At 57.2% G+C, this 23176-nt stretch carries 24 protein-coding genes; 17 read left to right on the top strand and 7 right to left on the bottom strand.

Annotation, left to right across the window (positions count from 1 at the left end):
- Window positions 1-122 precede the first annotated feature (122 nt).
- The gene (locus EF096_RS09930) at window positions 123-1496 is read right to left on the bottom strand and encodes a DUF1329 domain-containing protein (RefSeq protein WP_123889468.1); all 1374 of its coding nucleotides are present in this window, start codon (window positions 1494-1496) and stop codon (window positions 123-125) included.
- Window positions 1497-1513: 17 nt separating this feature from the next.
- On the bottom strand, window positions 1514-3268 hold the full coding sequence (locus EF096_RS09925; RefSeq protein WP_123889467.1) for a DUF1302 domain-containing protein: 1755 nt from the start codon (window positions 3266-3268) through the stop codon (window positions 1514-1516).
- A gap of 229 nt (window positions 3269-3497) precedes the next feature.
- On the opposite strand from EF096_RS09925, the gene EF096_RS09920 reads away from it, so the two are divergent.
- Window positions 3498-4982, top strand: coding sequence for a helicase HerA-like domain-containing protein (locus EF096_RS09920; protein ID WP_123889466.1), 1485 nt, complete (start codon window positions 3498-3500; stop codon window positions 4980-4982).
- Between the two features lie 113 nt (window positions 4983-5095).
- A complete protein-coding gene (gene rmuC, locus EF096_RS09915; protein WP_123889465.1) occupies window positions 5096-6670 on the top strand; it encodes a DNA recombination protein RmuC in 1575 nt (524 codons plus the stop codon).
- A gap of 47 nt (window positions 6671-6717) precedes the next feature.
- Here rmuC and rnk read toward each other — a convergent pair whose 3' ends face one another.
- Window positions 6718-7125 (bottom strand): nucleoside diphosphate kinase regulator, encoded by a 408-nt coding sequence (rnk, locus tag EF096_RS09910; RefSeq protein WP_123889464.1) that lies wholly within the window; start codon window positions 7123-7125, stop codon window positions 6718-6720.
- Window positions 7126-7422: 297 nt separating this feature from the next.
- Here rnk and EF096_RS09905 point away from each other — a divergent pair, with 297 nt between their 5' ends.
- From EF096_RS09905 to EF096_RS09865, 9 genes are all read left to right on the top strand, one after another.
- On the top strand, window positions 7423-8280 hold the full coding sequence (locus EF096_RS09905) for an urease accessory protein UreD (RefSeq protein ID WP_123889463.1): 858 nt from the start codon (window positions 7423-7425) through the stop codon (window positions 8278-8280).
- Between the two features lie 14 nt (window positions 8281-8294).
- Window positions 8295-8597 carry an urease subunit gamma gene (ureA, locus tag EF096_RS09900; protein ID WP_123889462.1) on the top strand — a complete coding sequence of 101 codons (303 nt, stop codon included), beginning with the start codon at window positions 8295-8297 and terminating at the stop codon, window positions 8595-8597.
- A gap of 11 nt (window positions 8598-8608) precedes the next feature.
- Window positions 8609-8914, top strand: coding sequence for an urease subunit beta (locus EF096_RS09895; protein WP_123889461.1), 306 nt, complete (start codon window positions 8609-8611; stop codon window positions 8912-8914).
- 25 nt (window positions 8915-8939) lie between these two features.
- Entirely contained in the window at window positions 8940-10640 is a 1701-nt protein-coding gene (ureC, locus tag EF096_RS09890; RefSeq protein WP_123889460.1) for an urease subunit alpha, read from the top strand.
- A gap of 51 nt (window positions 10641-10691) precedes the next feature.
- Window positions 10692-11177: an urease accessory protein UreE gene (ureE, locus tag EF096_RS09885; RefSeq protein ID WP_123889459.1), complete on the top strand. Its 486-nt coding sequence runs from the start codon at window positions 10692-10694 to the stop codon at window positions 11175-11177.
- A 10-nt stretch (window positions 11178-11187) separates the two neighbouring features.
- Window positions 11188-11859, top strand: coding sequence for an urease accessory protein UreF (locus EF096_RS09880; RefSeq protein ID WP_123889532.1), 672 nt, complete (start codon window positions 11188-11190; stop codon window positions 11857-11859).
- Between the two features lie 13 nt (window positions 11860-11872).
- On the top strand, window positions 11873-12520 hold the full coding sequence (gene ureG, locus EF096_RS09875) for an urease accessory protein UreG (RefSeq protein WP_123889458.1): 648 nt from the start codon (window positions 11873-11875) through the stop codon (window positions 12518-12520).
- A 1-nt stretch (window position 12521) separates the two neighbouring features.
- Complete coding sequence (locus tag EF096_RS09870) at window positions 12522-13106, top strand: HupE/UreJ family protein (RefSeq protein ID WP_123889457.1); 585 nt, start codon at window positions 12522-12524, stop codon at window positions 13104-13106.
- A gap of 224 nt (window positions 13107-13330) precedes the next feature.
- On the top strand, window positions 13331-13801 hold the full coding sequence (locus tag EF096_RS09865) for a CreA family protein (RefSeq protein ID WP_123889456.1): 471 nt from the start codon (window positions 13331-13333) through the stop codon (window positions 13799-13801).
- Between the two features lie 79 nt (window positions 13802-13880).
- Here EF096_RS09865 and EF096_RS09860 read toward each other — a convergent pair whose 3' ends face one another.
- Entirely contained in the window at window positions 13881-14786 is a 906-nt protein-coding gene (locus tag EF096_RS09860; protein WP_372237885.1) for an alpha/beta hydrolase, read from the bottom strand.
- A gap of 124 nt (window positions 14787-14910) precedes the next feature.
- Here EF096_RS09860 and EF096_RS09855 point away from each other — a divergent pair, with 124 nt between their 5' ends.
- The 5 genes from EF096_RS09855 (at window position 14911) to EF096_RS09835 (ending at window position 20447) form a co-directional block, all read left to right on the top strand.
- The gene (locus EF096_RS09855) at window positions 14911-15828 is read left to right on the top strand and encodes an AAA family ATPase (RefSeq protein ID WP_123889531.1); all 918 of its coding nucleotides are present in this window, start codon (window positions 14911-14913) and stop codon (window positions 15826-15828) included.
- Window positions 15825-16799, top strand: coding sequence for a DUF58 domain-containing protein (locus tag EF096_RS09850; RefSeq protein ID WP_235869695.1), 975 nt, complete (start codon window positions 15825-15827; stop codon window positions 16797-16799). Before EF096_RS09855 ends, EF096_RS09850 begins: the two co-directional genes overlap by 4 nt.
- Window positions 16796-18856, top strand: coding sequence for a transglutaminase TgpA family protein (locus EF096_RS09845; protein ID WP_123889454.1), 2061 nt, complete (start codon window positions 16796-16798; stop codon window positions 18854-18856). Before EF096_RS09850 ends, EF096_RS09845 begins: the two co-directional genes overlap by 4 nt.
- Before the next feature lie 48 nt (window positions 18857-18904).
- Window positions 18905-19369, top strand: coding sequence for a DUF3429 domain-containing protein (locus tag EF096_RS09840; protein ID WP_123889453.1), 465 nt, complete (start codon window positions 18905-18907; stop codon window positions 19367-19369).
- Between the two features lie 82 nt (window positions 19370-19451).
- Window positions 19452-20447 carry a hypothetical protein gene (locus EF096_RS09835; protein ID WP_123889452.1) on the top strand — a complete coding sequence of 332 codons (996 nt, stop codon included), beginning with the start codon at window positions 19452-19454 and terminating at the stop codon, window positions 20445-20447.
- Between the two features lie 75 nt (window positions 20448-20522).
- On the opposite strand, the gene EF096_RS09830 is transcribed toward EF096_RS09835, so the two are convergent.
- From EF096_RS09830 to EF096_RS09820, 3 genes are all read right to left on the bottom strand, one after another.
- Window positions 20523-20861: a zinc ribbon domain-containing protein YjdM gene (locus tag EF096_RS09830; protein WP_123889451.1), complete on the bottom strand. Its 339-nt coding sequence runs from the start codon at window positions 20859-20861 to the stop codon at window positions 20523-20525.
- A 138-nt stretch (window positions 20862-20999) separates the two neighbouring features.
- Entirely contained in the window at window positions 21000-21284 is a 285-nt protein-coding gene (locus EF096_RS09825) for a YrhK family protein (RefSeq protein WP_123889450.1), read from the bottom strand.
- 84 nt (window positions 21285-21368) lie between these two features.
- Window positions 21369-22517 (bottom strand): YbaY family lipoprotein, encoded by a 1149-nt coding sequence (locus EF096_RS09820; protein WP_123889449.1) that lies wholly within the window; start codon window positions 22515-22517, stop codon window positions 21369-21371.
- A gap of 343 nt (window positions 22518-22860) precedes the next feature.
- Here EF096_RS09820 and EF096_RS09815 point away from each other — a divergent pair, with 343 nt between their 5' ends.
- Window positions 22861-23175 carry an EthD family reductase gene (locus EF096_RS09815; RefSeq protein ID WP_123889448.1) on the top strand — a complete coding sequence of 105 codons (315 nt, stop codon included), beginning with the start codon at window positions 22861-22863 and terminating at the stop codon, window positions 23173-23175.
- Window position 23176 lies beyond the last annotated feature (1 nt).

Raw genomic sequence — 23176 nt, 5'->3', positions numbered from 1 at the left:
TGGTGGGTTAGGGTTTTAACTTGCTGCTTGTCGCTTGCAGCTTGAAGCTCAAAGAAGGTTGCCCTGTCGCCCGGAGCAGCGGAAACGACAGGGGCTTGGTAGTGCTCGGTGTTTACAAAGGTTTAACGAATACCCGAGGCGCGCAGGGCGTTAGGGGTGAAGTCAGCTGAAGAGGCGGTGAAACTGAAATCGTAGTTCTTACGCTCTTCGTTGGTCATGCCCAGTGCCATGTAGCGACCGCTCTGCAAGTCGTATAGCGTCTCGATCGCGTAGCCGGGTACCTGTTTGTCAAAACGCTGCAGGGCCATGGCTTCAGCAATACGCCAGAGACCCCCGCGGCCATCGTAATGGTCGATTTCACCTGCTTGCCAGTTATCCTCGTCGATGAAGAAGTGGCGACGGGCATAGATATGCCGTTGACCTTCGCGCAGGTTGGCTTCCACTTCCCAGACGCGGTGCACTTCATAGCGCACCATATCCTGATTGATATGCCCCTTCTGAATGATGTCGTCGTATGCCACATCGCGCTTGGCGATGGCGAAGTTGTTATAGGGAATCAGCAGCTCGCGTTTACCCACCAGCTTCCACTCGTAGCGATCGGGTGAGCCGTTGTACAGGTCGTAGTTATCCGATACGCGGGTACCATCGGCACTCAGCGCTGGGCCGTCATAGGCAACCTGAGGCGCGCGGCGCACGCGGCGTTGGCCGGCGTTATACAGCCAGGCGGCGCGAGGCTCCTTAACCTGGTCGATGTTCTCGTGGACCAACAGCACGTCACCTGCCAGGCGAGAGGGCGAGAGAACGCGTTGCGTGAAATAGAACATCAGGTTGTCGGAGATTTTTGGGCCGTAGTCCGTCAGCGCGGTGGCAAAGCTGAAGGCATCCTGCAGCACTACATAGGTATTGGAGCCGTTCGCCTGCGGGGTAGCTTGGGCGATGGTGCGGGTGAAGCTACCGCCACGGTAGCGGGTAATATGGTTCCAGATGACTTCCACGCCGCTCTCGGGAATGGGGAAAGGATAGGCGGTATCGAAGTTCTCCAAGCCGTTACCACCGGAGGCCAGTTTGGTATTTACCGCGTTGCGTGCGGCTGCAGCAAAGACTTCCTGGGGTACCGTTGCGCTACGACGGGTCTGGAATACGCGCAGTTTATAGGTCTCAGGGTAGCGGCTGAGCATGGCCTTCTGGCCGTCGGTGAGCATGTCCTTGTACTGCTCCATGTTGGCTGCAGTAACGACATATTGCGGCTGCTCACCAGCGAAGGGGTCGCCGTAAAAGCCGTCTTCGTCTACCGCGGCAGCATCTGTTGCCATGCCGCCGGTCCACTCGGGAATGGTACCGCTGGCGTTGCCAGCGCGCTCTGCACCCAAAGGCGTGAGCGTGGTCTGCAGGGTGGCGGCCTTGTCAGGCGTAACGGCGGCGGATACAGACAGCGCCAGGCTGCTCAGGGCTAGCATAGCCATGGTCTGGAGTTTTAGTTTTCTTATTGATTTCATGTATTTCTCCATTGTGTTCAAAAGTTAACGCCGACGCTAACTGCCGCAAAATCCCTATCGGTATTGGCATTGAAGTCACCACCGAAGAAATTAGTGTAGTTGATGCTGGCGTTGTATTTATTGTTGTAGACCGCAGTGAGACCTATGTTGGCGGCCATGGCACCTTCATTGAAGTTGGGGCCGTAGCCGTCAACATCGTGGGAGAACGCAAGTGCGGGGGTGAGTGCCACACCGGCAAAACCGTTGTAGTCGAGCGAGGCAACCGCGCGGTAGCCCCATGAGTTATCGGTATAGAAGCCGCTATTGGTGCAGGTAGACGGATCAGCGGTGTTGCTGGCGGCGCAGGCGCCAGGTGTGGTCAGATCACCAGACCCGTAGAGTGAATCGCGGCCAAAGCGCAGCTCTCCCAGGCTGCTATCAATTCCGCTGATGTGGTTGTAGCCGACTTCGCCAATCAATGTCAGGCGTTCGGCGCCCAATACGTTATCGATGAAGTTCAGCACGGTAACCTGCGCCTGGGTGACCGGTAGTCGCTTGTAACCGTGTAGATCACCATTGGCCTCAATCCTTGCAGTAGCGGGGTTGGATGCCCCCAGTACCGCAGCAGTCAGGTCATTACTGCTGATTTGCAGTGGCTGGTTGGGGCGGTAGCTGATTTCACCCGAGACGGCGGTGGTACCCAGGCTGGTCTGAAAGCTCACCCCGTACATACGAATGTCTTCCGGATACTCGATAAAATAGGATCCGCCCGCGTTGACGCCAGGTAATTGCGAGACAGGAACCGCGGCTGGATAAGCTACACCGTTAGTGCTGGTACTGTAGATCGGGTTCCGGCTGTGGTAATTCATGGCATAGAAGCCGAATTCGGTCTGGTTCAAATTCTCGGCAAAGTAGCGAAGTGACACGCCGAACTGGCCGTCATCGCGCGCGTCACGATCTGCGGCGCGCGGCACATAGGCAAAAATAGGACTACCATCCTTGCCGTTCTGGCTGCCACCCACACCGACATAATTGCAGCCATCGGCGACGGTATCGGTAAAGGAAAAGAAGGTGCCGCAGTTGTCGAGTACGGTCTGGTCCCATTCCAGCTGGTAGAACATTTCAATGCCCAGATTGTCGGTCAGGCTCTGTGACAGATAGAGCATGTTGACCGGTATCAGGCCTTCTTTTACTTCTGCGCCCGGACGGCGAAACGCCGCTACGTCAATCGGGTTGATGGAGTTGATACCGTTCTGAATAAAGGTACTTTCGCCCCAACTCACTACTTGCTTACCTGCGCGAATAGAGCCTGGTTTATCGCCGATACTGAAGCTGTGGTAGACGAAGGCATCAAGCAGCTGAACGCCGGATGACTGGGCGCCAACCTTGCGGTTGTCATCGCTGATATCGTAGAGGTTGCGGTGCTCGTCTTTGAGCTCAAAGTCGTACCAGTACTTGCCGCGCAAAAAGACACCTGTGTCGCCGTATTGCAGTGACAGATCGTGGATGCCCTTGAATATCTTGGAGAAGGTTTCTCCCTTGTCGAAGTTCAGTCGGTTGTCGTCAGAGTTGAGTGCGTTGGCGTTGCCACCGTTATTCGCGGCGACAAGGTCATCATCTATGTTGCTGGTACCCCAGCTGGCACCGATCGACATTTGTGAGTCGAACTGGCCTTGAACTTCGCCCAGATCAAAGCGAACTGCATGGGCCGGCATTGCTGAAGCCATGGCTACCGCGACGACCAGCGGCTTCAGTGTGTTCCTCAAGACCTTTCTTGTTGTTGTATTTGTCATGACATTCCTCGCGCCGGGCGCTTGTTTTTATTAGTGATCCCTGGCAAATGACGCTCACGGTACTATCAAGCTGAGCATCACTTGCTCGACTCTATGACTGTGCTCTTGCCTGCTATACCCCCCTAATGGGGGGTGGCGTCAGATTGGGCGCTTGCAAGCAATGCGAGGCGAGCCATAATGCGGTAGCGCAATGAGAGCCTTTCAAAGTGACCCCAGGGAGTGATGGCTGATGCCAGAATTGCACGTACCGCCATTACTGATTGGCGGCAATGACGTGGCCAGCGTGGCCATTGAACCGAGTATGGCGAACCGTCACGGCCTGATCGCCGGAGCGACCGGCACCGGCAAGACCATTACGTTGCAGGTGCTGGCGCAGAGCTTTTCACAGCTGGGGGTGCCAGTGCTGGTGCCGGATATCAAGGGCGATTTCTCCGGTATCGCCAAGGCCGGAAAGCCGGGTGAAAAACTGCAGAAACGGGCGGATAAGGTGGGCTTGGGCACCATGACGCTGCGCGGCGCGCCGACCGTGTTCTGGGATGTATTCGGTGAGCATGGCCATCCACTCCGCCTGACTATCGCGGAGCTGGGTCCGGTGCTTTTGTCGCGCCTGCTGAACCTCAACGAAACCCAGAGCGGCATCATCGATATTCTGTTTCGCGTGGCAGATGACAACGGCTGGCTGCTGCTGGATCTAAAAGATCTGCGCTCCATGCTGATTTATCTGCACGAACAGCGCGCTGCATTGGGCGCCAAATACGGCAATGTATCGGCTGCCAGTCTGGGTGCGATTCAGCGCTCCTTGTTGCGTCTGGACGGGCAGGGTGGCGAGCGGCTGTTTGGCGAGCCGGCCATCAGTCTGGATGACTTTCTGCAGACCGACGAGCACGGCCAGGGTGTGGTTAATGTGCTGCATGCGGCCAAGCTGTATCAGGATAGCCCGCTGGCTTACTCCTGCATTTTGCTGTGGTTGCTGTCTGAATTGTTCGAGCAGCTTCCTGAAGTAGGGGATGCGGATAAACCGCGCTTCGTGCTGTTTTTTGATGAAGCCCATTTGATGTTCAAGGACACCCCCAAGGCGCTGGTTGACCGCATCGAACAGGTGGTGCGCTTGATCCGCTCAAAGGGTGTGGGCGTCTACTTCGTGACCCAAAGCCCGTTGGATATTCCCGATACCATCCTTGGCCAGCTGGGTAACCGTGTACAGCACGCGCTACGGGCCTTCACTCCGCGCGATCAGAAGGCGGTGCGGGCGGCGGCGCAAACCTTTCGCGCCAACCCTGAGCTGGATACCGAGAGTGCCATCACGGCACTGGGCGTAGGCGAAGCCCTGGTGTCGGTGCTCGACGCCAAGGGCACACCGAGCATAGTGCAGCGGGTGCTGATTCGCCCACCCGATAGTCAGATGGGCCCGATTGATGAGCCTGAGCGCGCGGCTCTGGTCAAGGGCTCACCGCTGGCGGGTGTTTATGATCAGACGGTGGATCGCGAGTCAGCTTATGAGGTACTGCAGGAGAGAGCGGATAAAGCGCTGTCTGAAGAGAAGCCGAGCATTACACCACAGAGCCAGGCGCGCAAGCCGCGTGCCGGTAAGTCGATCGGTCAGGAGCTAAGTGACATGTTTCGCTCCTTTGGTCGCAGCGCCATGCGCTCAGTGGGCACGCAGGCGGGCCGGGCCATCGTCCGCGGGATTCTGGGATCCTTGCGTAGCAAGTAGTCACTGGCCGCACAAAATGCATCGCAGGCTTGGCTATTCACGCCAAGCCTGCGATCAGCCATTTTAAAGCGGCGGCGGGGCATGGATAATAAGGGTAATCCAAGGAGAACTGCATGCCCCTGTCTGACCTACCTGATCTGTACCCTTTTATTTGTATTGCCTTGCTGCTCGGCTGGTCGTTGACCGCTGCGTTATTGCTGCGCCGTCAGAGTGCCCTGCGTGACGAGTTGGCGCAGAGCCAGCAGCAGCAGGCGTTGCTGCGTGAGCAGTTGCAGGAAGTGCAACTGGAGTTGCACCAGCAGGACACACAACACAGTGGGTTACAGGCACGTAATGAGCATATGCAGGAGACGCTGCACGACCTGCGGCAGCAGCTGCAGCAACAGGCCGAGCGCCTGAGCAATGCGCAGAGTCAGGGCCAGGAATGGCAGTTGCAGGCTGAGCGCGCACAAACCCTGAGCCGCGAGCAGGGTCGGCAGGTCGATGAACTGCGCACTGAGCGCGATCAGCTGCGCGCAAGACTGGATGCTCTGCAGCACGAGCATGAGCAGTTGAAGGTGGAGCACTCCACCCTGCAAAGCAGCCTGGAGCAACGCCAGCAGCACTTCAGTGAACAGCAGCAACTGCTCAAGGACAGCCGCGATCAACTGAAAATGGAATTCGAGCAACTGGCCGGCAAGATATTTGAAGCCAAGGGCCAGGCGTTTTCGCAGCAGAACCAGCAATCACTGGACGCGCTGCTCAAGCCGTTTCGTGAGCAGATTGATCAGTTCCGCAGCAAGGTTGAAGACATCCACCATAAGGATGTGCAGCAGCAGGCGACCTTGTCCGCCGAGCTCAAACACCTGAAGGATCTGAACCTGCAGATCACTCAGGAAGCGCATGACCTCAGTACTGCGCTGCGTGGGCAGAAGAAGACCCAGGGCAACTGGGGTGAACTGATTCTGGAGAATGTGCTGGAGCGCTCGGGATTGCGCGCCGGGATCGACTTCAAGCGTGAAGTCAGCATGACCAATAGCGAAGGGCAGCGTCAGCGACCGGACGTGCTGGTATACCTGCCGCAGGACAAGCATCTGATCATTGATGCCAAGGTGTCACTGAACGCCTACACGCGCTATATCAATAGTGAAGATGATACCGAGCGCCGAGTCGCGCTGAGCGAGCATGTGCACGCCATCGGCCAGCGTATTCGCGAATTGTCGGATCGTAACTATTTTGATTTGCCGGGGCTCAACGCACCAGAAATGGTGTTTATGTTCATCCCGATTGAGTCGGCGTTTGTCGAGGCGCTGAAAGCGGACGAAACCCTGTTCCAGAAAGCGATTGAACAGAATGTGTTGGTGGCCACGCCGACCACGCTGCTGACCAGCCTGAATATCGTACGTCAGCTCTGGCGCTTTGAGGATCAGAATCGCCATACCGCCGAACTCGCCGAACGTGCAAGCAAAATTCACGACAAGTTACGTACCTTCCTGGGCAGTATGGATAACATCGAGAAGAGCCTGGATAAGGCCTCGGACGCTTACCGAAAAGCCAAGGATCAGCTATTGGGGGGTCGTGCGAATCTGGTGAAACAGGTTAATGATTTCAAAGAGTTGGGTGTGTCAGTTAAAGCAGAGTTAAGCGAAGAATGGACCGAGCGTGCGAGTCTTGAGCTGAGTCATGACAGCCCCGATCCAGCGGAGTAATCTGCTGTGAAGCGGCGCCCGCTGATAGCGACGGGCGCCTTTGCGGGCTACAGGTGAAAGTCGCCGCTGGCTTCCGGCTGATAGACAATATCCATGATCTTCAGCTTCAGCGGGCGACCCTGTGGACCTTGCCAGTTGATGCTCTGGCCTACCTTCAAACCTAGCAGCGCAATACCGACTGGCGCCAGAATAGAGATGGTGCCTGGTCGTCCTGCTTGCTCGGGATAAACGAGCGTTAGCACGAATTCGCGCTCGCTGGCCTCATCGATAAAGCGCACCGTGGAGTTCATGGTTACCACATCACTGGCTATGCGTTTGTGGCTAACCACGCGGGCGCGCAGCACTTCATCTTCGAGTGCTTCGAGCAGGTCCAGCGGTGCCTGCATGTTGTCGAGCACCTTTTCCAGGCGCTGTACATCCAAGCGTGTCATTACGATGGCAGGGGATTTGTTCATGGCGAGCGGCACTACTCCTTTTCTAGAGTTTGATTCAAACCGTTGTGAGATTACAAAAGGCATGCCCAGCAGGACGCTGGTCAGCTGACGTTACCAGATTGGCAGCCAGTTACAATGGCTAATAGGTTTCAAATTATGCCCAATGATGGTGCGCTGAAATGCTGTCCAGATGGTCAGTGTTCTTTTATGGTGCATGGTGTCGTGACCCCTTGTCGGGCACGCCGCGAAATATCAGGGCGGTTGGCTGGCATGGCACTTGCTCTGTAATTGGCCACATTACACGGTTGGACAGCACGGATGACAGTAGCCTGGCACCTTGAGCAGCATGACAGCGCGCTGAACTGGCAGGCAGGATTGAGCCTGGGGTTCACCCGCAGCGGCGAGCGCACTCAGTTGGCGCACACGAGCCATCGTGGACCATTGCGCATACAGCGCCCGTTTTACCCCGAAGGGATTGATTGCCCTCATTTATATATTCTGCATCCGCCCGGTGGCTTGGTCAGTGGCGATACGCTACGTCTGCAGGCGGATGTGCAGCCGGGCGCGAATGCCTTGCTGACCACACCTTCATCGGGCAAGTGCTACCGCGCGCGCGACAACGGCACCTTTCAGGTGCAGCACAACCGCTTTACGCTGGCTGCCGGCAGTAGCCTGGAGTACTTGCCGCAGGACACCATTGCCTTTGAAGGTTGTAACGCCAAGCTGATCACCCGTATTGATCTGAGCGGCGACGCTCGTTGCTGCGCGTGGGATCTGCTTTGCCTGGGTCGCCCTGCGGCGGATGAGCGCTTTAGCCATGGCGCGGTGGAGCAGCGGCTGGATGTATGGCGCGATGGTCGTCCAATCTATATTGAGCGTAATCACTTTATTGGCGGTGAGCCTCTGCTGGATGCACGCTGGGGGCTGGCGGGTGCCGGTGTCAGTGGCACCTGGATGGCTACACTGCAGTTGGATCGCCAACAGATGGATGATCTGCGCGAGACCTTTGCGGATTATCCGCAGTTGGCGCTGACTCAGCGGAACGGCTTGCTGATCGGTCGCTATATCGGCCTAGAGGCTGAGCATGCACGTAACACGTTTATTCGTTTGTGGCAGCACCTGCGCCCGCTGATCAATGGTCGCGCTGCCTGCCCACCCCGTATCTGGAATACCTGAATGGAGCCCGTTTCATGGAGCTGACACCGCGCGAAAAAGACAAACTCCTGCTGTTTACCGCAGCCTTGCTGGCTGAACGTCGGTTGGCACGTGGGGTGAAACTGAATTACCCCGAATCGATGGCCTATATCAGCGCCGCCATCATGGAGGGCGCTCGCGATGGTCGCAGCGTGGCCGAGATGATGAGCTACGGCCGCACGCTGCTGACTCGCGAGCAGGTGATGCCCGGTATTGCCGAGCTGCTGGCCGAGGTGCAGGTGGAAGCTACCTTCCCGGACGGCACCAAGTTGGTCACTGTCCATAACCCGATTCCCTGAGGAGAACTGACATGATTCCAGGAGAAGTGCAGACCCGGCCGGGTTCATTGCAGCTCAATGAAGGTCGCGAAACCATCGTGATCAGCGTTGCCAATAGCGGTGACCGGCCAGTACAGGTGGGCTCGCATTACCATTTTGCGGAGACCAATCCGGCGCTGCAGTTCGACCGCACCGCCGCGCGTGGCTTTCGCCTGAACATCGCCGCCGGCACGGCGGTCCGTTTTGAGCCGGGCCAAAGCCGCGAAGTGGAACTGGTCGCCCTGGCGGGTGAGCGCAAGGTATATGGCTTCCGTGGCGATGTCATGGGCAGTCTCTGAAACCGGGTTTTGACAGGAGCGACAAATGGAAATCAGCAGACAGGCCTATGCCGAAATGTATGGCCCGACGACCGGAGACCGGGTACGCCTGGGCGATACCGAACTCTGGATCAGCGTAGAAAAGGACATGACCCGCTACGGCGAGGAAGTGAAATTTGGCGGCGGCAAGGTGATTCGTGATGGCATGGGCCAGAGCCAGCGTACCCGCACGGATACCCCGGATACGGTTATTACCAATGCCCTGATTCTCGATTGGTGGGGTGTAATCAAGGCCGACGTGGCGCTCAAGGATGGCAACATTCAGGCCATCGGCAAAGCGGGTAACCCGGACATTCAACCCGGTATCGACATCATTATCGGGCCCTGTACCGAAATTATTGCCGGCGAAGGCATGATCCTTACCGCCGGTGGTATTGACGCGCACATTCACTTTATCTGCCCGCAGCAGATTGAAGAGGCGCTGATGTCGGGTGTCACCACCATGATTGGCGGTGGTACTGGTCCGGCTACCGGCACCAATGCCACCACCTGTACGCCGGGTGCCTGGCACATCGGCAAGATGTTGCAATCGGCTGAGTGCTTTCCGATGAACCTGGGTTTTCTGGGCAAGGGTAATGCCAGCCTGCCAGACGCGTTGGAAGAGCAGATTGAGGCTGGCGCGATGGGTCTCAAGTTGCACGAGGACTGGGGTACCACACCGGCGGCTATCGACTGTTGCCTGAGCGTAGCCGACGTTTATGACGTGCAGGTGGCTATTCACACTGACACCCTGAACGAGTCAGGCTTTGTTGAAGATACCCTGGCGGCTATCAAGGGCCGGGTGATTCATACCTATCACACCGAAGGCGCGGGCGGCGGTCACGCCCCGGATATCATCAAGGCCTGTGGTGAGTCCAACGTCTTGCCATCGTCGACTAACCCGACGCGGCCTTACACCATCAATACCGTTGACGAGCATCTGGACATGCTGATGGTCTGCCATCACCTGGACCCAGCGATCGCTGAAGATGTGGCTTTCGCTGACTCGCGCATCCGCCGCGAGACGATCGCCGCCGAAGACATCCTGCATGACCTGGGCGCCTTCTGCATGATCTCGTCGGACTCTCAGGCTATGGGCCGCGTTGGTGAGGTGATTACCCGCACCTGGCAGACTGCGCACAAAATGAAGGTGCAACGTGGACCGCTCGACGGTGATGATGACTGGTCCGATAATGCGCGCGCCAAACGCTATATCGCCAAGTACACCATCAACCCGGCGATCACGATGGGCTTGTCGGATGTAGTGGGGTCGATCGAAGTTGGCAAGCTGGCTGATCTGGTTTTGTGGAAACCTGCGTTTTTTGGTACCAAGCCCAGCCTCATTCTAAAGGGTGGCTCTATTGCTGCAGCGCCCATGGGCGATCCCAATGCCTCGATCCCGACCCCGCAGCCAGTACATTACCGGCCGATGTTCGGCGCTTTTGGTAAAGGCATGGACAGTACCTGCGTGACCTTTGTGTCCAAGGCGGCGATTGATGCTGGTATCGCTGACAAGCTGGGCTTGAGCCGCCGACTGGAAGCGGTACGCAATACCCGCACCATCAGCAAGGCCGACATGAAGCTCAACGACTATCAGCCAGACATCAGCGTTGATCCGCAGACCTATGTGGTCAAGGCCGATGGTGTCGAGCTGCTGTGCGAGCCGGCTACTGACTTGCCATTGGCGCAGCGCTACTACTTATTTTGATCAGGCAGCGTTGCGTTGTCTGTTGTGGATTTTATGTTTTAGGAGGACTGAATGCTGGAATGTCATGAATGGCTAGAGGGCGAGGGCGGCCACGATCATGTGCTGGAGCTGTCGTATGAACTGCGCACCCGCAGCCGCTTGCGCGCCGAGACTGAAGGCGGCCTTGAAGTGGGCCTGTTTCTGCCGCGTGGCCGGGTATTGGCGCAGGGCGAGCGATTGCAGTGTAATGACGGCAGCGTATTGATGATCAGCGCTGCGCCAGAACAGCTCTCGCGCGTGCATTGCGATGATGCGCTGTTGCTGGCCCGCGCCGCCTATCACATGGGGAACCGCCATGTAGCGTTGGAGGTACGTGCCAACGAGTTGCGCTATCTCTGTGATCACGTGCTCGATGCCATGCTGCGCGGCTTTGGCATGGAGATAGAGCAGATTACTGCGCCGTTCAATCCAGAGTCCGGCGCGTATCACAACCACAGTCACAGCGTGGCCACACCCGCCGCACCTTTCCTGCGTCTGGCAGGTCATGATCGTGGCTGAGGCCAGAGTCATGACGGATCTGGCACTGCTGCGGGTATTGCAGTTGGCCAGTCCGGCTTTGCCGATTGGTGGTTACGCCTATTCGCAAGGTCTGGAATATGCCATCGAGCAGGGCTGGGTGACAGACATCGACAGTGCCGCCGGCTGGTTGGGTGGTCTGCTTGAGCATTCGCTGGCGCGGCTGGATATACCGGTGCTGCTGCGGCAGTACGAAGCGCTGGAACGAGCTGATGACGGTGCGCTGTTTTCCTGGAATGACTGGTTGCTGGCCAATCGCGAGACAGCGGAACTTTATCTGGAAGACAGTCAGCAGGGCGGTGCTCTGTTGCGGCTGATGTGCTCGCTGGGCGTGCCAGCGGCGCAGGAGTGGCCAACGGGCGAGCCCTTGGCCTTGATGACCGGCCTGGCCATGGCAGGGCAGCACTGGCACACCGGCGCCCATGCGCTAGCACTAGGCGCGCTCTGGAGCTGGCTGGAAAATCAGGTGGGCGCCGCAACCAAATTGATTCCGCTGGGGCAGACCGATGCCCAGCGGCTGCTTGACCGTATTTTGCCGAGCCTGCCCGCTGTTATTGAAATAGCGCGCGATCTGCCAAGCGATGAGCTGGGCGCCGGTTTGCCGGGGCTGGCCTTTGCCAGTGCGCGGCATGAACACCAATACACCCGATTGTTTCGATCATAAGGAGCTTTAATCCATGACTACCAGACCTGCTTTGCGCGTAGGCATCGGCGGACCGGTTGGGTCCGGCAAGACTGCCCTGGTGCGTATCCTGTGCGAGCGCCTGTACCCGCACTACAACCTGGGCGTGATCACCAACGACATTTATACCCGCGAAGACGCCGACTTTCTGCTGCGCCATGACGCATTGCCGGAAGACCGCATTCTTGGGGTGGAAACCGGCGGCTGCCCGCACACCGCGATCCGCGAAGATGCCTCAATGAACCTGGCCGCCATTGCCGAATTGCAGCAAACGCATCCGGAAATGGAGCTGGTGCTGGTCGAAAGTGGCGGTGACAACCTGGCGGCCACTTTCAGCCCCGAGCTCTCTGACCTGACGCTCTATGTGATTGATGTATCGGCTGGTGACAAGATTCCGCGCAAGGGGGGGCCGGGCATCACCCGTTCCGATCTGCTGATCATCAACAAGACCGATTTGGCGCCGCTGGTGGGGGCCGATTTGGGGGTAATGGATCGTGATGCCAAAAAAATGCGCGGTGAGCGTCCTTTCGTTTTCTCCAACCTGAAAAGTGGTCAGGGTGTGGAAGATATCATTGAATTTATCGTTCGCCAGGGCATGCTCAAGGCGCTGCCGGACACCGACAAAACCCAACAAGGAGCCTGACATGTCTTCACTTCGTACTAATCTCGCCTTTGCCGCCGGCCTGGTACTCTTACCGTCTATGGCGTTCGCGCACCCTGGTCATGGCACGTCAGGCCTGGTCAGCGGTTTGAGCCATCCGCTTTTTGGTCTGGATCACCTGTTGGCGATGGTGGCTGTTGGTCTCTGTGCCGCCAAGCTGGGTGGAACTGCGCGCTGGTTACTGCCGGTGCTCTTTGTGTCGATCATGGTGCTGGGTGGCAGTGTGGCGATCGCAGGCATGCACCTGCCGGGCGTTGAGTTGGGCATTGTCGCCTCGGTGATTGTGCTGGGCATGTTGCTGATCTTTGCGCGTAGCGGCGCTACGGTGCCAGCCGCGCTGCTGGTCAGCGGCTTTGCCCTGTTCCATGGTTATGCACATGGTGCAGAGATGCCGGCCGCTGCAGGGGCAGCGACTTATGCCCTTGGTTTTGCATTTGCCACGGCTGCGCTGCACGGCTTGGGTCTGCTCGGCGGTCAGTGGCTGCAGGCGCGTCACTGGCAGCGCGCGGTTCAGGTACTGGGCGCGCTGATTAGTATGGCGGGTGTTAGCATGGCGCTAAGCATGTAAGCGCTACCTGGCTAAAAACAAAGCTGCGCTCCTGTGTTCCGGGAGCGCAGCTTTTTTATTTCAGGTTGCACAAGGGCCGTCAGCGAACGGGGCAAAAGTCGGATTGATTGGGCCCCTTGTCGTGCCTGCTGTCGACGTATGCAACTTATAAAAGACATCCTGTTCCAATGTCTGGAATTGAAAAATGTCTGGAATAAATCTGACGATTAAAACAGGGAGTGATAATGAAGAAGCTACTCGTGGCTGCCGGTGTACTGGCTTTGCTTACCGGTTGTTCTGATAACGAAGTAGGTGATGTATCACTGGGGGTGTTTACGCTCAAGGACATCAAACTCAACTCGATGGTCGATCCGGTGGTAACCGGGGTCACCTGTCACATTGCTTCGGTTGAAGCCAACCTGAGCTTTTCTGATCCGAGCGATAGCGCCATATCCTGCCGCCAGACGGGCGAGATTACGCCAGAGATGATAGCGCAAATTGATCGCAGCGATTCAGGTGAGATCGTCTTTCGTAAATCCAAGAGCGTATTTTTCAAGACCATGAAGGTGCGACGCATCTTTGATCCCGCCAATCAGACGCTGATGTATCTTTCTTACTCCACCAAAGAAACATCAGGCAGCTTTAAACACAGCCTTTCAACCGTCCCGCTTTGGGGCACGCAGGCTTACCAGCAGGTGAGTCAGGTAGCCGAATAGGCTTGTGCGCCTGGCTGATAAAGCTCAGGCGCTCGCCACGGACTTACCCTGCGAGCGAGAGCAGTGCGGGTGATTTGTATTACATGGCCCCCCGGCCGCTGGGCGGGCAGTCTCTCGGTGCAGGCCTGGCATTAGCAGCGTCTGCCTGAGTGTCAACGAAGCAGCTGATGCGTTGAATCACCGGTGCCCAATCCTGAAAGGGCGCTGCCAGTGTAAGCAATATCTTTATATGCCCCAGCCCGCTTAATATCTCACTGTCTACTGAGACCTTCTGTTCTGCCAGAGCCTGCGCAAGTTGCTCGGTATTGCGCTTTGGGTCTACCAGGTCATCCTCGCTACCCGCTAGTAGCAGCGCCGGCGGGCTGCCTGGCTGTGCGTGAAACAGTGGCTGTGAATCAACCGGTGTGACCGGGTGATAGAACACCGGTCGTACGTCGGGGTTACGGATCGGAAGAAAGTCATAGGGGCCAGCCAGACCGATCCAGCCGCTCAGCATATCCGGACTGAGGTCTTGCTGCTTCAGCCAGCGTGGGTCCAACGCGAGCATCGCTGCATTGTAGGCTCCAGCGCTGTGCCCCATGATAAACAGCGGTCCTGGTTGCTTTTGCCAGTCAGTCTGATGGGCTTTTACCCAGGCCAATGCCTTGGCACTGTCGCGCAGAAAGTCCGGGTAGCGTACCTCCGGGAATAAACGATAGTCGGGGATCACCGTAATGATGCCGCGGCTGGCCAACGCCTGAGCGACAAAGCGGTAGCTGGCGCGCTCGCCATTGCGCCAGCTGCCGCCATAATAGAACACCACTACAGGTGCTTGAGATGCCAGCTTCTGTGGCAGATAGATGTCGAGCTGCTGGCGCGGCAAGTCGCCGTAAGCTTGAGTCTCAAGCTGCTCATATCCTTCATCGGGTACTAGCCAGTTGACGGGCGATAATGCCGAGCAGCCAGCCAAAAGAGTAGTCAGTAGCAGAGAAAGCGGACGGAGCAACATGCTGAGACCCTCGCTGTTGAATGAGTTGGCGACGCGCAAGCTGTTACAAGCCATTGCATTTGGCTTTCACGGCGCGACGCTTACACCTACCATGGGATAGTAACCCGGAGAAGAGGTGAGCATGAAGGATGCGTTGAAAGCGGCACAGGACTCGATCGATCAGGTATTGCTGGGCAAATCCCGCGCGGTCAAGCTGGCTTTGACGTGCATCCTGGCCAAAGGGCATTTGCTGATTGAGGATCTGCCGGGGATGGGCAAGACCACCTTGTCGCAGGCACTGGCCTCGGTAATGGGCATGAGCTACCAGCGTATTCAGTTCACCAGTGATTTGCTGCCGGGCGATATTCTTGGCACCTCCGTATTTGACCGCAATACAGGTCAGTTTGTATTTCACCCGGGGCCGATTTTTGCCGAGTTGGTGCTGGCGGATGAAATCAACCGGGCGACACCCAAAAGCCAGAGCGCGTTGCTGGAGGCGATGGAGGAAGGCCAGGTTACCGTCGATGGCGCCACGCGTGCGTTATCAGATCCGTTCTTTGTGATTGCCACCCAGAATCCGGTATCTCAGGGCGGCACCTTTGCCCTGCCCGAATCACAACTGGATCGCTTTTTAATGCGCCTTTCATTGGGCTATCCGAGTGAAAAGGCAGAAAAGAGTCTGTTGCTGGGTGATGATCGCCGGGTGCGTCTGGATCGGGTAGAGGCGCTGCTCAATCGTGATGAGTTGCGCCGATTGCAGAGCCTGGTGCCGCAGGTCAACGCCAGTGAGGCACTGGTGGATTACATTCTGCGGTTGGTCAATCACACCCGTAACAGTGATGTCTGTGCTTGGGGGCTGTCGCCCCGCGCCAGTCTTGGTTTGCTGGCTGCTGCCCGCGCGTGGGCCATGCTTGAGCAGCGTAGTTATGTGATTCCGGAGGATGTACAGGCGGTCTTGCCATCGGTTGTCAGCCATCGTTTGCGCGCGGCCAGCGATCCGACCGGTCATGGCGGTGATAGCCTGGCGCTTTGGCTGCTCAACGAAGTGCCTGCGGTGTGAGCAAGGCCTGGCGAGTGCGTGCCCGCGCACTGCATCAGCGCTGGCTCAAGCGCCGCATTCCGGCGGCACAGCAGATCAGCCTGGATCACCGCCGCATCTTTATCTTGCCAAGCCGGGCAGGCTTGGGATTTTTGCTGTTGCTGGCGATCTTGCTGGTGGGGGCAATCAATTACCAAAATAGTCTGGTGTACGGACTAACCTTCCTGTTACTCAGCCTGTTCTGGGTAGTGCTGCATCATAGCTATCGCAATCTCGCGGGGATCAGTTTACGCGCCACCGGTGGACGTCCGGTGTTTGCCGGGGAGCAGGTGCCCTTGGGGCTGTTATTGCAGAGCCCAAGGCGCGAGCGACAGGCGCTCAAACTAAGTTGGCCACAGGTCGTGCCACAGCAGCTGGACGTGCCTGCTGACGGCGAGACTGCCGCAACGCTCTATTACCCAACGGCGCGACGGGGCTGGTTGCAGCCTGAGCGGTTGCGTATTGAAACCCGTTTCCCTTTGGGTTGCTTCGTTGCCTGGAGTTTGCTTGATCTGAATTGGCGGGTGTTGGTGTATCCGCGCCCAATCAAGGCGCCGCTGCCTGTGCATCGCAGTGGTAAGGGGCAGGACGAGGCCCAGCAAGCGCCATTGGCCGAGGGAGTGGATGACTTTCAGGGACTACGTGCCTATCGTCCCGGAGACTCGCGGCGACGCCTGGACTGGCGAGCCTACTCGCGCGGTCAGGGGCTGCACAGCAAGATCTTTGCCGAGCCACAGCAGCAGAGCCAGTGGCTGGATCTGGAGCAGACTGCCGGAAGCGATCTGGAGCAGCGTCTGGGCATGCTAACAGGCTGGATATTGACGTTGGAAGCAGCCGGGCGGCCCTATGGGTTGGCTTTGCCGGGGCTCAGATTGGCGCCTGCATTGGGTGAGTCGCACCGCGATGTCTGTCTGCGCGCCCTGGCCTTGTATGGGCTGGAGGAGGACGCATGAGTGCCGCCGGGCTTATCCCGCGCAACAGTCTGGCCTGGCTGCTGACGGCGCAGGTAGTCGTGCTGTTACCGCATTTGCCGCGCCTGCCCTGGTGGGTCGCGCTGATGTGGATCGGCTGCGCGCTTTGGCGGGTGCAAATTCAACGCATGCGCTGGCGTTATCCAGGGACGCTGGTCAAAAGCATGGCGCTGGTGTTGATCCTGTTGGGGGTGTTCTTTGCACAGGGCACCTTGATCGGGCTGGATGCCACGGTCATGTTTCTGCTGCTGCTGTTCATGCTCAAGTTACTGGAAATGCGCAACCCACGCGACGCCCTGGTCGTGGTCTATCTTGGCTTTTTTATTCTGGCTACGGCCTTTCTATTTGATCAAGGGATACCGTTAACCCTGTATCAGTGCATTCCTTTGCTGGTGTTGGTGGCTGCACTGGTTGGTCTGCAGCAGAGTTCGGGTCGCAATGACCCCATTCGCGCGTTGCGCAGCGCGGGGGTGATGCTGTTGCAAGCTATCCCGTTATTGCTGGTGCTGTTCATCTTCTTCCCGCGCCTGGAGCCGCTGTGGTCGGTCAATATGCCGGGCGGTACGGCCCGCACCGGCCTGTCGGATAGCATGTCACCAGCCGACATTGCCAATCTTGCGCGCTCGCCAGAGCTGGCATTTCGCGCCAGCTTCGAAGGTGATATTCCGCCACTTCGCACGCTCTACTGGCGAGCCATGACCTTTAGCCGTTTTGATGGGCGTAGCTGGTCGCAGGATCGCTTGCTTAATAACCTGCCTGCACCTGAGCTGGATACCTCGGGTGAGTTTATTGACTATCGCGTGGTTGCCGGTGCGAGTGGCCAACACTGGGTGTTCAGTCTGGCTGGCGCGGTCACCGAAGAACCTGCGCTGCGCCGTATGCAAGACTTCACCCTGCGGTCGATTGCACCGCTGAATAGCACCTTTGGTTACGCTGCTCGGTCTTACCCGAGCGCAGCATTACAGCCGCAGCTACTGAGCCAGCTGGAGCGTGATCGACAGCTGGCGCTGCCCAAACAAGGTGATCCGCGTGCGCGCAAGTGGGCCCAGGAGCTCCGCCAGCAGCATGCCGACGATGCGCAGTTGGTGCAGGCGCTGCTTGGTTATTTCAATCAACAGCCATTCTTTTACACGCTCAACCCGACCCCATTGGGGCAGCACAGTAACGACGAGTTTCTCTTCGATACTCGCCGCGGCTTCTGTGAACACTACGCGGGCGCCATGACCTTTGTTCTGCGCGCTGCGGGTATACCGGCGCGGGTTGTTGCGGGCTATCAGGGCGGCGAGATCAATACGCGCGGGAGCTATGTTCTGGTACATCAGTTTGACGCCCACGCCTGGGTAGAGGTTTGGCTGCAAGGGCGTGGCTGGGTTTCGGTTGATCCTACCTTCCAGGTAGCACCCGAGCGGATAGAAATGGGCCTGGAAGAAGCAGTACGAGGCGAAGGTAGCTTCCTGCAGGACGCCTTTCTTTCCGGCTCGCGGTACCGCGATGTAGCCTGGCTCAATGAAGCGCGCCTGGCCTGGGATAACATTAACTATCAATGGCAGTTGCGGGTGCTGAATTTCAAGAGCGAGCAACAGATGGGGCTGTTCCGCCGCTGGCTGGGTACCACAGACTGGCAGCGGATCGGTGTGGTTGTGCTGGCAATCGCAGGCGCGATCATGCTGTTGCAAGCCTTGTGGTGGTTACGCCCGCAACGCCAGAGTGGTAGTGCCCAGCAACGCGCCTGGGTGCGCTTGGATCAACGACTGGCACGGCTGCGCTTGCAGGCACTGCCGGGTGAGGGCCCGCGGGACTGGCAGCAACGTCTGCAATTGGCTTTGCCGTGGCAACGTAGTGCGATAGATGGCTTCTTCGATGAATTTGTGCGGCAGTCTTATGCCGCGCTTGCCTCTGGCTCTGGCTCTGGTGAAGATCAGCAGCGCCTGCAAGCGCGGTTAAAGGCGTTGATAAAGGCGTTGCCTCGCAAGCGACCAGCGGCGGCTAGTGAGTTACTGGCTGATCAGCCATTGTCCCATTCCGATAAGCCCCTATAATTCAGCTTTGCGTCTTGCTGGCGCGTTAACAGGACCTATGGAGTAGGCATGCATCCTTTCAGCGCGACACGGCCACCGAAGCTGGCTCTCGGATTGGGCTTGGCTGGCTTGATTCCCTTTATCACTGGTGCCCTTGGTTTATGGGTGACGCCGGAAGCATGGCGTGAGCGGGTATTGGAGGAGTTGCTCGCCTATGCCGCGTTGATTCTGGCTTTTATGGGCGCGATTCACTGGGGGTTGGCGATGCGTGCGGACGAGCACAGCAGTAAGGCGCCGATCCAGCTGGCGTTATCGGTTGTGCCGCCGCTGCTGGGGTGGGTGGGATTGAGTTTGCCGATTAACCTGGCTTTGCCGGTGTTTTTCGTCGCCTTTGCGACCTTGTATTTTGCTGATCTATGGGCTGTACGGCATGGTCTGGCACCGGTGTGGTATCCTGCGCTGCGTAAACCGCTCAGTATCGTGGTTATCTTAAGTCTGATCGTGGCTTGGCTGGCAACCGGGCGTATTGGTTAAGCTTCACTGATTCGGGTGATATGCGCGGTAAATAGCCTGTGCTCAAGTGATGGTTATAACCACTTGAGTGCTGGCCCCCTATATGGAACATTCGCTACACAGTATTGATTGCCGCTGGCTGTTGGCACTTTACGCGGTTATTCCGCTGTCGATTGCGCTGGTTGCGCTGGATGTATTGCTGTGGAATGGTTGGCTGCTTAACGAGGTGTTGCCGGACGATCCCAACGATTGGCCGATCTGGGCGGTGCTTTTTGGGTTGCCGCATATCATTGCCAGCATGCTAACGATGGCAGACGGGGAATACCTGTCGTATTACCGTCGCACGCTGCTGTGGCCCTTCTGCCTGTTTCTATTCATCGCCATTGCCGGCCACTTTGGGCCGCAGCCGCTCAGCTATAACCTGCTCTTTGTCTTCCTCGCTTTCTACACTATCTATCACGTGCTGGCCCAGCAATTGGGATTGACCCTGATGATGCTTGGTAGGCGTCCTGATCGCCTTTTTACCTGCTGGAAGTGGCTGGCAATTATGGCCGGCTTCGCAATTTACATTAATGTCTACGGTATGCGCTTTCTGGGTGATTGGGCGTTGCTGGGAATCAATGGTTACCAGCTGATGTCGCTACTGGCTGCCGGGTTGTGCGCCGGAGTTCTATTGTTGTCATGGCGCCTGGCACGCCTGGCAAAACGGGGAGTTGGACGTTGGTATCTATGGGCCAATGCAGCCATGCTGGTGTCGGCGCTGGTCATTAACGAGGTGGGTTATACCTTGTTTGTTATCCTGATTCCGCGGGTCATTCATGACCTGACTGCGTATAGCGTCTATATCACCCACGACCGTAACCGTATCCGCGCAGGCGATGGCAGTTGGTGCTATCGCTTGACTCATGCCAGTGGCTGGTCGCCTTTCATTGTGTTGCCAGTGAGTTCGCTGCTGGTCGCCTATGCATTAAACAGTTATCAGCATTTCGCCTGGATCAATATCCTGATTCTGACCCTGTCGTTTCTACATTATTATTTTGAAGGTTTTATTTGGCGCGGTCCTAACCCGCACCGACAGTACGTCGCATTCAAGCGTTGAAGGAAGCGGCGAGCAGTGATGAAGCGGGGCGGGCGGCTCTGGAGGAATGCAGCAATAGGCCGCCCGGCCTGAGAATCAGGACTTTTTAACGAACTCTGATTTCAGCTTCATGGCGCCTACACCATCAATCTTGCAGTCGATATCGTGATCGCCGTCAACCAGGCGAATATTTTTCACCTTGGTCCCTACCTTCACGACCAGTGACGAGCCCTTGACCTTGAGATCCTTGATGACCGTTACTGAATCGCCGTCGGCCAGCGGGTTGCCATTGGCGTCGGTGATGCCGCTGCCGGCGCTTTCTTCTTCAGCTGCTTGCTGTGGCCATTCGTGCGCGCACTCCGGGCATACGAACATCAGGCCATCTTCGTAGGTGAAGGAAGAATCGCAGTTGGGGCAGTTGGGCAAATCGCTCATGAAATTACCTTGTCAGGGTGCATAACCTTGCGGGAAACAGGGTTTTTGAGCGGGGCATAATGCCGTAACTTGACCTTTCTGTCCATGTTGACTGGCCTAGGATAGGTTCTTGGTGAGGCCCGTAATTGCCGCTGTAGCTCAATTCTCCCAGTTGCTGGCGCTTCTACGTTGTAGGTGAATATGACTGATCAGACGTATGCTTGGGCGAATCAAGAATTGCGCACTACCAATAATGAACAGTACAACGGCGAGCTTTTCATGTGACGGAAAAAGAAACAAAATGCTACCGATGAGAAACCAGATAGCGATAAAAAAGTCGTTGATGATGCTGAGCAGTTCGTAGCGACGACGAATAATCAGTTCTTCATGACCCAGATGCAGAGTAAGCGGGTTGTCCTGCTCTGGGTTGCTCTGTTTGGTCATGCGTTAACTCGCGGCTGTGCTGGAAAAGTAGAGGACGTACCCATCTTGGGCTGCGCACGCGCTGCACGCAGCCCAAGGCGCAGGTTATTGCAGTGGTCTGTTTGCTGGCTCTTGGGCACGTGCTTTGATGCTGCGGTTATCGCTGCTGTAAAGCAGCAGCGCACCGGCATTATCGATTTCAAAGCGGTTTATATCGCCTAGTACCTCAAGAAAGTGACCATCCTGGTTCATTAGCGCGGGCGCGCAGGCTTTATTGGTTGAGGCGATCGCTTGGGTAGTAAGCCCTTCTCCAGTCAGTTGGTAGCCGGTGCTGTAGTGGTTGCACGCAAGCACGCCGCCCAGCAGGCCCTCGGCGGTGAAGTTCATGCTCATCCGGGTATTGTCGATGACGCCCTTGTCATCAACATCCTCGACAATCCACTCACGTCCGGTCAGCAGCGACTGAGGTGAACCGCCACAGCCTTTAAGCGTGTCGCCATTGACCTTGACGCTGACGGCATAGGGGTATGGCATCCCGGTCATGCTGTCACGGCATAGTTCAGGGGTTACATCGACAATGACAGAGTTCGCCTCGGTACTGGCGTTAAAATGGTAACTGTCATCTTCTCGGGTGGTCGTCGGGGTAGGAGTGAGTATGGTGGTCGGGTCGTTTTGGCGGTTCAGGCTCATGCGCTCGTTGTCGACTTTGAGGGTCCAGCCCGGCTCATTACCCTGGGCGGCAAAGGGCAGGAATGCGTTCACATCGACGATTTCGGCATCGTCTGCCACTGCACCGCTGACCTTGATAAGCATCAAGGTACCCATGTCAGCTACCGGCTGAGTAACATCGATCAGGTTGGCGCTGTCAGTGGTCCAGAGTAATTGGCCCTCGGCACTGCGGATCTGCGCCGACACCGAATAGCTGTTGCGCAAGTCGAACATGGCGGGCTCGACCTTGAGGGTAAAAGGCACCGGCACCTGCTTGGCAAACATCGTTGTATTCTGTTCGGCCAATAGGATTGAGGGCGCGTCGGCACGCGAGACATCGCTGAGCTTGATGTGTGCGACGCTGCCCGGCGGAAGGGCTATGCGTTCACGGTAGCTGATGCTACCGATGACCTGCTCAGTGGCGGGGGCTGCCTGTTCTTGGGGTGTCGTATCACTGGCGCTATTTTTGCTGTTTATCTGGCTGCAGCCGGCGGCCAGCAGGGAAGTGAATCCGATCAACATGACGTGTGCAGGTGTGATATGCATGCAATGCTCCTCAATACTCGGCGCCAAGCGCCAGCGATATCTATTCGTTTAAAGAGTGTAACCCAAAGACGCGTGTTGACTTATCCGCTGATGCCTTGAGCCATTCAGTTGGCCGACGTCTCTCTGTCGTACTATGGGCAGCGTTGGCGCTGGCAAGTTCAGTGCAGGTCTGCGTTGGCAATAACCTGAATTGGCCGGGCGAGTTGTTCGTCACTATCAGAGCCCATGACTGATAAAGCATTCGCGCTGCTGATGGCGTTGCCGCTTGCGCATAGGCTGAGGCAAACTCAGTTAGCAAACGTCATCCTGCAAGTCAGGCGGACCTTAACCACTGGAGCACTCCATGATCAAAGTAAGCGTGATGTATCCCAACAACCCAGGCAGTCATTTTGATCACGATTATTACCGTGACCAGCATATGCCAATGGTCAAAAGACTGATGGGTGATGCTTGCCTGTCATTTGGGGTGGATCGCGGTCTGGCTGGCGGCGCACCCGATGCACCTGCCGCCTATGTCGCCACGGGTCACTTGTTTTGCGAGTCGATAGAAGGCTTTCAGGCTGCCTTTGCGCCCCACGCCAAGGTGATACAGAGCGATATCGTTAACTACACAGATATCGCGCCGCAGTTGCTGATCAGTGAGGTAGTCGTAGGCTAGA

Source organism: Pseudomonas neustonica (assembly GCF_003797945.1).
Classification (GTDB): domain Bacteria; phylum Pseudomonadota; class Gammaproteobacteria; order Pseudomonadales; family Pseudomonadaceae; genus Halopseudomonas; species Halopseudomonas neustonica.
The sequence above is the reverse complement of the archived record's forward strand: the minus strand, read 5'-3'. Positions and strand labels throughout refer to the sequence as shown.

Bases quoted from the DNA above. Each gene is read 5' to 3' on its own strand.
- EF096_RS09930 (WP_123889468.1), bottom strand. From the start codon at position 1,496: ATGAAATCAATAAGAAAACTAAAACTCCAGACCATGGCTATGCTAGCC.
- EF096_RS09925 (WP_123889467.1), bottom strand. From the start codon at position 3,268: ATGACAAATACAACAACAAGAAAGGTCTTGAGGAACACACTGAAGCCG.
- EF096_RS09920 (WP_123889466.1), top strand. From the start codon at position 3,498: ATGCCAGAATTGCACGTACCGCCATTACTGATTGGCGGCAATGACGTG.
- rmuC (WP_123889465.1), top strand. From the start codon at position 5,096: ATGCCCCTGTCTGACCTACCTGATCTGTACCCTTTTATTTGTATTGCC.
- rnk (WP_123889464.1), bottom strand. From the start codon at position 7,125: ATGAACAAATCCCCTGCCATCGTAATGACACGCTTGGATGTACAGCGC.
- EF096_RS09905 (WP_123889463.1), top strand. From the start codon at position 7,423: ATGACAGTAGCCTGGCACCTTGAGCAGCATGACAGCGCGCTGAACTGG.
- ureA (WP_123889462.1), top strand. From the start codon at position 8,295: ATGGAGCTGACACCGCGCGAAAAAGACAAACTCCTGCTGTTTACCGCA.
- EF096_RS09895 (WP_123889461.1), top strand. From the start codon at position 8,609: ATGATTCCAGGAGAAGTGCAGACCCGGCCGGGTTCATTGCAGCTCAAT.
- ureC (WP_123889460.1), top strand. From the start codon at position 8,940: ATGGAAATCAGCAGACAGGCCTATGCCGAAATGTATGGCCCGACGACC.
- ureE (WP_123889459.1), top strand. From the start codon at position 10,692: ATGCTGGAATGTCATGAATGGCTAGAGGGCGAGGGCGGCCACGATCAT.
- EF096_RS09880 (WP_123889532.1), top strand. From the start codon at position 11,188: ATGACGGATCTGGCACTGCTGCGGGTATTGCAGTTGGCCAGTCCGGCT.
- ureG (WP_123889458.1), top strand. From the start codon at position 11,873: ATGACTACCAGACCTGCTTTGCGCGTAGGCATCGGCGGACCGGTTGGG.
- EF096_RS09870 (WP_123889457.1), top strand. From the start codon at position 12,522: ATGTCTTCACTTCGTACTAATCTCGCCTTTGCCGCCGGCCTGGTACTC.
- EF096_RS09865 (WP_123889456.1), top strand. From the start codon at position 13,331: ATGAAGAAGCTACTCGTGGCTGCCGGTGTACTGGCTTTGCTTACCGGT.
- EF096_RS09855 (WP_123889531.1), top strand. From the start codon at position 14,911: ATGAAGGATGCGTTGAAAGCGGCACAGGACTCGATCGATCAGGTATTG.
- EF096_RS09845 (WP_123889454.1), top strand. From the start codon at position 16,796: ATGAGTGCCGCCGGGCTTATCCCGCGCAACAGTCTGGCCTGGCTGCTG.
- EF096_RS09840 (WP_123889453.1), top strand. From the start codon at position 18,905: ATGCATCCTTTCAGCGCGACACGGCCACCGAAGCTGGCTCTCGGATTG.
- EF096_RS09835 (WP_123889452.1), top strand. From the start codon at position 19,452: ATGGAACATTCGCTACACAGTATTGATTGCCGCTGGCTGTTGGCACTT.
- EF096_RS09830 (WP_123889451.1), bottom strand. From the start codon at position 20,861: ATGAGCGATTTGCCCAACTGCCCCAACTGCGATTCTTCCTTCACCTAC.
- EF096_RS09825 (WP_123889450.1), bottom strand. From the start codon at position 21,284: ATGACCAAACAGAGCAACCCAGAGCAGGACAACCCGCTTACTCTGCAT.
- EF096_RS09820 (WP_123889449.1), bottom strand. From the start codon at position 22,517: ATGCATATCACACCTGCACACGTCATGTTGATCGGATTCACTTCCCTG.
- EF096_RS09815 (WP_123889448.1), top strand. From the start codon at position 22,861: ATGATCAAAGTAAGCGTGATGTATCCCAACAACCCAGGCAGTCATTTT.